The 7,637-nt window shown below is 71.0% G+C and carries 7 protein-coding genes; 5 read left to right on the top strand and 2 right to left on the bottom strand.

The window, feature by feature from the left end:
* Positions 1-86: 86 nt before the first annotated feature.
* A complete protein-coding gene (locus ACIY1X_RS08300; RefSeq protein ID WP_399679737.1) occupies positions 87-1,439 on the top strand; it encodes a leucine-rich repeat-containing protein kinase family protein in 1,353 nt (450 codons plus the stop codon).
* A 66-nt stretch (positions 1,440-1,505) separates the two neighbouring features.
* Complete coding sequence (locus ACIY1X_RS08295) at positions 1,506-2,276, top strand: SDR family oxidoreductase (protein WP_399679735.1); 771 nt, start codon at positions 1,506-1,508, stop codon at positions 2,274-2,276.
* A gap of 13 nt (positions 2,277-2,289) precedes the next feature.
* On the opposite strand, the gene ACIY1X_RS08290 is transcribed toward ACIY1X_RS08295, so the two are convergent.
* Together ACIY1X_RS08290 and ACIY1X_RS08285 are read right to left on the bottom strand one after the other, a co-directional pair.
* Positions 2,290-3,099: a type III pantothenate kinase gene (locus tag ACIY1X_RS08290; RefSeq protein WP_399679734.1), complete on the bottom strand. Its 810-nt coding sequence runs from the start codon at positions 3,097-3,099 to the stop codon at positions 2,290-2,292.
* A gap of 41 nt (positions 3,100-3,140) precedes the next feature.
* Positions 3,141-3,572 (bottom strand): rhodanese-like domain-containing protein, encoded by a 432-nt coding sequence (locus tag ACIY1X_RS08285; RefSeq protein WP_399679732.1) that lies wholly within the window; start codon positions 3,570-3,572, stop codon positions 3,141-3,143.
* A 210-nt stretch (positions 3,573-3,782) separates the two neighbouring features.
* Here ACIY1X_RS08285 and ACIY1X_RS08280 point away from each other — a divergent pair, with 210 nt between their 5' ends.
* From ACIY1X_RS08280 to ACIY1X_RS08270, 3 genes are all read left to right on the top strand, one after another.
* Positions 3,783-4,901 (top strand): TRAP transporter substrate-binding protein, encoded by a 1,119-nt coding sequence (locus ACIY1X_RS08280; RefSeq protein WP_038211232.1) that lies wholly within the window; start codon positions 3,783-3,785, stop codon positions 4,899-4,901.
* A 107-nt stretch (positions 4,902-5,008) separates the two neighbouring features.
* Positions 5,009-5,632, top strand: coding sequence for a TRAP transporter small permease subunit (locus tag ACIY1X_RS08275; RefSeq protein ID WP_399679730.1), 624 nt, complete (start codon positions 5,009-5,011; stop codon positions 5,630-5,632).
* A complete protein-coding gene (locus tag ACIY1X_RS08270) occupies positions 5,629-7,584 on the top strand; it encodes a TRAP transporter large permease subunit (protein WP_399679728.1) in 1,956 nt (651 codons plus the stop codon). Before ACIY1X_RS08275 ends, ACIY1X_RS08270 begins: the two co-directional genes overlap by 4 nt.
* Positions 7,585-7,637: the final 53 nt, after the last annotated feature.

The raw sequence follows: 7,637 nt of genomic DNA, 5'->3' as shown, positions 1-7,637 counted from the left end.
GAGCCAGTTCCGCGGGTGTTCCCGCATGGCCTGCTCCGCGGCCGTCTGAATCGTTGCCTGCCGGGTACGGTTTCATGCAAGGCGGAGTGCGCGCGGCGCCATCGGCAACGGATACCGCACTGGGCGACCTGCGCGCCGGCCGCCTGCACGGCGCGACGCGGCTGCGCCTGGCGGGCGGGCTGAGCACCTTTCCCGACGAGATCTTCACGCTGGCCGACACGCTGGAGGTGCTCGACCTCTCCGGCAACGCGCTCGACGCCCTGCCGCACGACCTGCACCGGCTGCGCCGCCTGCGCGTGCTGTTCTGCTCGGGCAACCCCTTCACCGTGCTGCCGCCGGCGCTGGGCCGATGCGAGGCGCTGGAGATGGTCGGCTTCAAGGGCTGCCGGCTGCGCGAGGTGCCCGCGCAGGCCCTGCCGCCGCGGCTGCGCTGGCTGATCCTGACCGACAACGCCATCGAGACGCTGCCCGCCGCGCTGGGCGGCTGCACACGGCTGCAGAAGCTGATGCTGGCCGGCAACCGGCTGGCAGCGCTGCCGGGCACGCTGGCGGACTGCGGCGCGCTCGAACTGCTGCGCCTGGCGGCCAACCGCTTCGAGACGCTGCCGCCCTGGCTGGGCGCACTGCCGCGGCTGGCCTGGCTGGCCTGCGCCGGCAATCCGCTGTGCGAGCCCGCTGCCGGCGGCACGGCCGCCGCCGACATCCCCTGGGCCACGCTGACGCTCGGCGAGCGGCTGGGCGAAGGCGCCTCCGGCGTCATCCACGCCGCGCGCCGGGCGGGCGACGCGCAAGACCTGGCCGTCAAGCTGTTCCGCGGCGAGATGACCAGCGACGGCTGGCCCGCCAGCGAGATGACCGCGCACCTGGCGGCCGGCACGCACCCGGCCATCGTGCCGGTGCTGGGCCGCGTGCAGGGGCATCCCGACGGCGCGCAGGGCCTGGTCATGCCCCGGCTGGGCGCCGAGTGGCGCAACCTCGCCGGGCCGCCCGACTTCGCCACCTGCACGCGCGACGTGTACGCGGCCGGCCTGCGCCTGCCGGCCGCGGCGGCGCGGGCCATCGCCCACGACGCGGCCTCGGCCGTCGCCCACCTGCATGCGCGCGGCCTCGTGCACGGCGACCTGTACGCGCACAACATCCTCTGGCGGCCCGCAGGCGACGGCGGTGCGCAAGCCCTGCTGGGCGACTTCGGCGCGGCGGCCTGCCTGCCCGAAGGCCCGGTGCGGCCCATGTTGCAGCGTATGGAGGCGCTCGCCTTCGGCCACCTGCTGGGCGAACTGCTGGCGCATGCGGATGACGGCGCGGATGCCGGGCTGCTGCAGCCATTGGCGGCGCTGCAGGCGCGCTGCCTCGCCGCGCCCGAGGAACGCCCCGCGTTCGGCGCCATGGCCGGCGCGCTGGCACTTTCGCGACCGCGGCGGAATGCGGCTTCGACTTAAGCTGCGGCCTGCCGGCGCCGCCGCGCGCCACGAGCCTTCCAACGCAGCACCCAGGAGACGCATCCCGTGGACACCCAGAACCTCTTCTCGCTCCAGGGCCGCACGGCCCTCATCACCGGCGGCTCGCGCGGCATCGGCCGCATGATCGCCGAGGGTTTCCTCGCCGCCGGCGCGCGCGTGTACATCTCGGCGCGCAAGGCCGAGGCCTGCGACCGCACGGCCAAGGAACTGTCGGCCCTCGGCCATTGCGTCTCGCTGCCGGCGGACGTCTCCACGCTGGACGGCATCCAGGCGCTGGTGGCGGCATACGCGAAGCACGAGGGCTCGCTCGACATCCTCGTCAATAACGCCGGCGCCGCCTGGGGCGCGCCCTACGACGAGTTTCCCGAGAGCGGCTGGGACAAGGTGGCCGACCTGAACATGAAGACGCCCTTCTTCCTCACGCAGGCGCTCACGCCGATGCTGAAGAAGGCCGCCACCGACCACCTGGCCAAGGTGATCCACGTCGCCTCCATCGACGGCATCAGCGTCAACCCGTGGGAGACGTACTCCTACGCCGCCAGCAAGGCCGGCCTGATCCACCTGACCAAGCGCATGGCGCTCAAGCTGGCGCCCGAGCGCATCGTGGTCAGCGCCATCGCGCCCGGCCCCTTCGCCTCGGACATGAACAAGGATGCGCGCGACCACGGCGACGAGGTGGCCGAGCGCGTGCCGCTGGGCCGCATCGGCACGCCGGAGGACATGGCCGGCGCCGCCATCTACCTGGCCTCGCGCGCCGGCGACTACGTGGTGGGCTCGACGCTGGTGGTGGACGGCGGCACCGCCTGGGGGCGGTAGCGGCAGCGGCGCTTCATGCGAGACGGACGGCGCGCTGCTCAGCGATGACCAGCAGCCCGTCCATGATCAGCGACTCCACCAACTCGAAGGGCGTGGCCATGGCCGGCGCCATCTTCCAGCCGGCGCCGCCGGTCATGTAGCACACCGGCTCGGCGCCGCAGCGCTTGCGCAGGTGCTGCACCATGCGCTCGACCGCACCGGCGATGGCGTAGGTGCCGCCGCTGGTGAGCGCGTCGCTGGTGTTGGTGGGGAACTCGCGCACCTCGCCGGTGGGCACATGCAGGCCGGCGGTGCCCGATTCGAGCGCGCGCAGCATGATGCCGTGGCCGGGCAGGATCAGCCCGCCCAGGAAACGGCCCTCGGCGTCGACGGCCTCCACCGTCACCGCCGTGCCCACCATCACCACCACCATCGGCCGCGGCCCCGCGCCGGCGGCGCGCTGCGCGCCCAGCATGCGATGCCGCGCGCCGATCATCGCCACCCAGCGGTCGGCGCCCAGGCGGGTGGGATGGTCGTAGCCGTTGACCAGACCCGCCTCTTCGGTGCTGGAGACGACCCAGCTCGCCGGCAGGTCGAAGGCTTCGTCGATCTGTTCCTCGGCGCGGCGGCGCACGTGGTCGCCCGCGACGACGCAGCCGATCATGGCCGCGGGCCGCACCGGCAGGCCGGCCCATTCGCCTTCACCCAGGCGCTCGATGTGGTCCAGGAACTCGGCGCCGCCGGCCAGCGCCCGCGCGCCCGGCGCCGCCCGGTCGTACAGCGTCCACTTCAGGCGCGTGTTGCCGATGTCGATGGCGAGCAGGGCGTGGGCGGGGGCACTCATGCGGCGCATTATTCACGCGGCTGCGCCGGCCGCGGCGCCGCTCAGTTCTGCTTCCAGGGCAGGCCGCGGCGGCGCCAGCCGCCCAGGTTGCCGCGGTGGCCGTCGCCATCGGCATTGCCTTCGAAGCCTTCCAGGATGTTGTAGGCCTCGATGCCCAGTTCAGTGGCGCGCTTCGCGGCAGCCACGGAACGCACGCCGCTGCGGCACAGCAGCACCACCCGCCCGCCCGGCGGCACGGCGGCGCGCAGGGCGGCGTCGAAGTCCGGGTTCATGGCCATGCCGGGCCACTGCTTCCAGGCCACCGGCACGGCGTTCGGCACGTAGCCGACCCATTCGCGCTCGGCGTCGGTGCGCACGTCCACCAGCACGGCCTGGCCGCCGGCCATCCACGCGGCGGCGGTCTCGGGGGTGACGTCGCCGGCATAGCCCTCGGCGGGGCGGACTCCGGCTGGGGAAGAGGAGGAGGCATTCATGGCGTGATTCGTCCTTCGGTTCCGTACGGTCTTTGGCGCGATGCTGCGCTGCAACCAGCAGCGAAGCTGCCGCCACGGGCATCGACGATTGTCCTCAGACAGTGAAAACCCTCTTGGCTGCGGCGGCTCGCGCCGTGAAAAGTCTGCGCGCTGGATGAAATTTCGTTCAGCGTCATAAACAGACGGACAGCCACAGACGGAGACGAACCAATGACGGACAGCAAGACCTCGACCCGCCGCCGCGGGCTGCTCAAGGGTGCGGCGGTGGCCGCCGGCGCCATGTCGGCACCGATGGTGAGCACGGCCCAGACCACCAGCCTGCGCTTCCAGAGCACCTGGCCGGCCAAGGACATCTTCCACGAGTACGCGCAGGACTTCGCCAAGAAGGTGAACGACATGGCCGGCAACCGGCTGAAGATCGAGGTGCTGCCCGCCGGGGCGGTGGTGCCCGCCTTCCAGTTGCTGGACGCGGTGGCCAAGGGCACGCTCGACGGCGGCCACGGCGTGATCGCCTACTGGTACGGCAAGAACTCGGCGCTGGCGCTGTGGGGCTCCGGCCCGGCCTTCGGCATGGACGCCAACATGATCCTGGCCTGGCACAAGTACGGCGGCGGCAAGGAACTGCTGGAAGAGGTCTACAAGAGCCTGAACCTGGACGTCGTCTCGTACCTGTACGGCCCCATGCCGACGCAGCCGCTGGGCTGGTTCAAGAAGCCGGTGGCGCGCGCCGAGGACATGAAGGGCCTGAAGTTCCGCACGGTGGGCCTGGCGGTGGACGTGTTCACCGACATGGGCGCGGCGGTGAACCCGCTGCCCGGCGGCGAGATCGTGCCGGCGCTGGACCGCGGCCTGATCGACGCGGCGGAGTTCAACAACGCCTCCAGCGACAAGGTGCTGGGCTTCCCGGACGTGGCGAAGAACTGCATGCTGCAGAGCTTCCACCAGAGCGGCGAGCAGTTCGAGGTGCTGTTCAACGGCCCGAAGGTGCGCGCCCTGCCGGCCGAGCTGCGCTCGGTGATCGAGTACGCCGCCGAGGCCGCCAGCGCCGACATGAGCTGGAAGGCGATCGACCGCAACTCCAAGGACTACGAGGACCTGAAGAAGTCCGGCATCAAGTTCTACAAGACGCCCGACCCGATCCTGCGCGCGCAGCTGGCCTCGTGGGACAAGACCATCGCGAAGAAATCCGAGGAGAACCCGACCTTCAAGAAGGTGCTGGACTCGCAGCGCGCCTTCGCGCAGCGCGCCGGGCAGTGGCAGAACGACTACTCGGTCGACTTCAAGATGGCCTACAACCACTACTTCAGCCGGCAGGCGAAGAAGAGCTGAGGCGGTGAGCCGCAGGCCCTGAACCGGCGCAGGGCGGTGCCGCGAGGTGCCGCCCTGCTTTCGCACCCACCCTCCTGCCTCCCGGCCGCGCCTGCGGCCCGCCTCCCATGCAATCCTTTCTCCTGGCGGTCGACCGGCTCTCGACCTGGGTCGGCAAGACCTTCGCGTGGTGCGCGCTGGCGCTCACGCTGCTGATCAGCTGGGAGGTGTTCTCCCGCTACGTGCTCAACCGGCCCCATGCCTGGGTGCTGGACGCGCAGATCATGCTGTACGGCGCGCTGTTCATGGGCGCCGGCGCCTACACCCTGGCCAAGAACGGCCACGTGCGCGGCGACGTGCTCTACGGCTTCTTCCAGCCGCGCACGCAAGCCACCGTGGACCTGGTGCTGTACATCGTCTTCTTCCTGCCCGGCATCGTGGCCATGACCTGGGCCGGCTGGATCTACGCCGGCGAGTCGCTGGCGATCCGCGAGCAGACCTTCTCGGCCGAGCCGCTGCCGCTGTACCCGTTCAAGTTCGTGATCCCGCTGGCCGGCGTCACGCTGCTGCTGCAGGGCATCGTCGAGATCATCCGCTGCGTGCAGTGCATCCGGCGCGGCGCCTGGCCCTCGCGCGAGGAGGACGTGCAGGAAGTGGACGTGGACAAGCTCAAGGAGATGGTCCACGTGAAGGACGAGGACATCGCCGCGCTGGACGCGGTGGTGGTGGCGCAGGAGAAGGGGCAAGCATGAAGGTGCGCAAGGAACTCTGGTTCGGGCTCACCTTCATGGCCCTGATCGTGATGCTGGCCGCCACGGTGCTGCTGCGCGCCGAGACCATCACCCACGGGCACCTGGGCCTGCTGATGCTCTCGCTGGTGGTGGTGGCGATCATGCTCGGCTTCCCCACCGCCTTCACGCTGATGGGCATGGGCATGCTGTTCACCTGGCTGGCCTACGACCGCGACATCACGCGCACGCTGGACCTGATGGTGCAGGCCGCCTACAAGACGATGGCCAACGACGTGCTGATCGCCGTGCCGCTGTTCGTCTTCATGGGCTACCTGGTGGAGCGCGCCAACCTGATCGAGTCGCTGTTCAGGAGCCTGCACCTGGCGATGGCGCGGCTGCCCGGCGCGCTGGCGGTGGCCACGCTGGTGACCTGCACCATCTTCGCCACCGCCACCGGCATCGTCGGCGCGGTGGTCACGCTGATGGGCCTGCTGGCGCTGCCGGCCATGCTGCGCGCGGGCTACAGCGTGCCGCTGGCGGCCGGCTCGATCACGGCCGGCGGCTGCCTGGGCATCCTGCTGCCGCCTTCGGTGCTGCTGATCGTCTACGGCGCGACGGCGGGCGTGTCGGTGGTGCAGCTCTACGCGGGCGCCTTCTTCCCCGGCGTGATGCTGGCATCGCTGTACGTGCTGTACGTGATCCTCATCGCCAAGCTCAAGCCGCAGTGGGCCCCGCCGCTGACGGCCGAGGAGCGCCGCGTGCCGCTGCCGCCGCTGACCGAGCGGCTGGCCGACAGCCCGCAGGCCAACGCCCTGCTGCGGCTGCTCAAGGGCCGGCGCAACGCCGACGTGCCGATCGGCTATCTCGCGCGCCAGAGCTTCATCCTGGCGCTGCCGGCGCTGCTGTTCCTGCTGCTGGCCTTCGGCACCTTCCGCGCGGTGACGACGGTGCCGCCCGAGGAGCACTACGAGATCCAGGAGATCGGCGCCGCGCGCAGCGGCGGCGGCGCCGACACCGGCCTGGCCGAGCCCGGCGGCCTGCAGGAGCCCCCGGCGGAAGGCGGCCTGCAGAAACCGCCCACCGAGGGCGAGGACGGCGGCGGCGCACTGGCCGAACCGCCGGGCGCCGAGCCGGCATCGGGCGGCGTCGCCGAGCCGCCGGGCGCACCGGCCGCCGCCGCGCAGGCCGACGCCGGCACCGCCGACCAGCCCACGACGAAGCCGGCGCCGGCCTGGTGGTGGGTCACCTTCGCCGTGCTGGGCTGCCTGGTCGCGCTCTTCTATCTCTTCGCCAGCTTCGCGCGGCTGGAGATCTTCAAGATGCTGCTGGCGTCCTTCTTCCCGCTGATGCTGCTCATCCTGGCTGTGCTCGGCTCCATCGTGATGGGGCTGGCCACGCCGACCGAGGCGGCGGCCATGGGCGCGCTGGGCGGCATGCTGCTGGCGGCGGCCTACCGGCGGCTGAATGTCGCGATGCTCAAGGAGTCGGTCTTCCTCACCGCCAAGACCTCGGCGATGGTGTGCTGGCTGTTCGTCGGCTCGGCCATCTTCTCGGCCGCCTTCGCGCTGCTGGGCGGGCAGGAACTGGTCGAGAGGTGGGTGCTCTCGATGGACCTCTCGAAGGTGCAGTTCCTGCTGCTCAGCCAGGTGGTGATCTTCCTGCTCGGCTGGCCGCTGGAGTGGACCGAGATCATCGTGATCTTCATGCCGATCTTCATCCCGCTCCTGGACCACTTCGGGGTGGACCCGCTGTTCTTCGGCCTGCTGGTGGCGCTGAACCTGCAGACCGCCTTCCTCTCGCCGCCGGTGGCGATGGCGGCCTTCTACCTCAAGGGCGTGAGTCCGCCGCACGTGACGCTGAACCAGATCTTCCTGGGCATGCTGCCCTTCATGGGCATCCAGGTGCTGGCGATCTTCCTGCTCTACATGTGGCCGCAGATCGGGCTGTGGCTGCCGCAGCTGCTGTACAAGTAACCCCGGCACGGCGCGCGCGGCGAAGGCTGGCTACAGTGGCCGGCTCCGAACCG

Origin of the sequence: Xenophilus sp. (genome assembly GCF_044462705.1) — a bacterium.
Taxonomy (GTDB): domain Bacteria; phylum Pseudomonadota; class Gammaproteobacteria; order Burkholderiales; family Burkholderiaceae_C; genus Xenophilus; species Xenophilus azovorans.
Note: the sequence above shows the minus strand (reverse complement) of the source record. Positions and strands in the feature narration are given on the sequence as shown.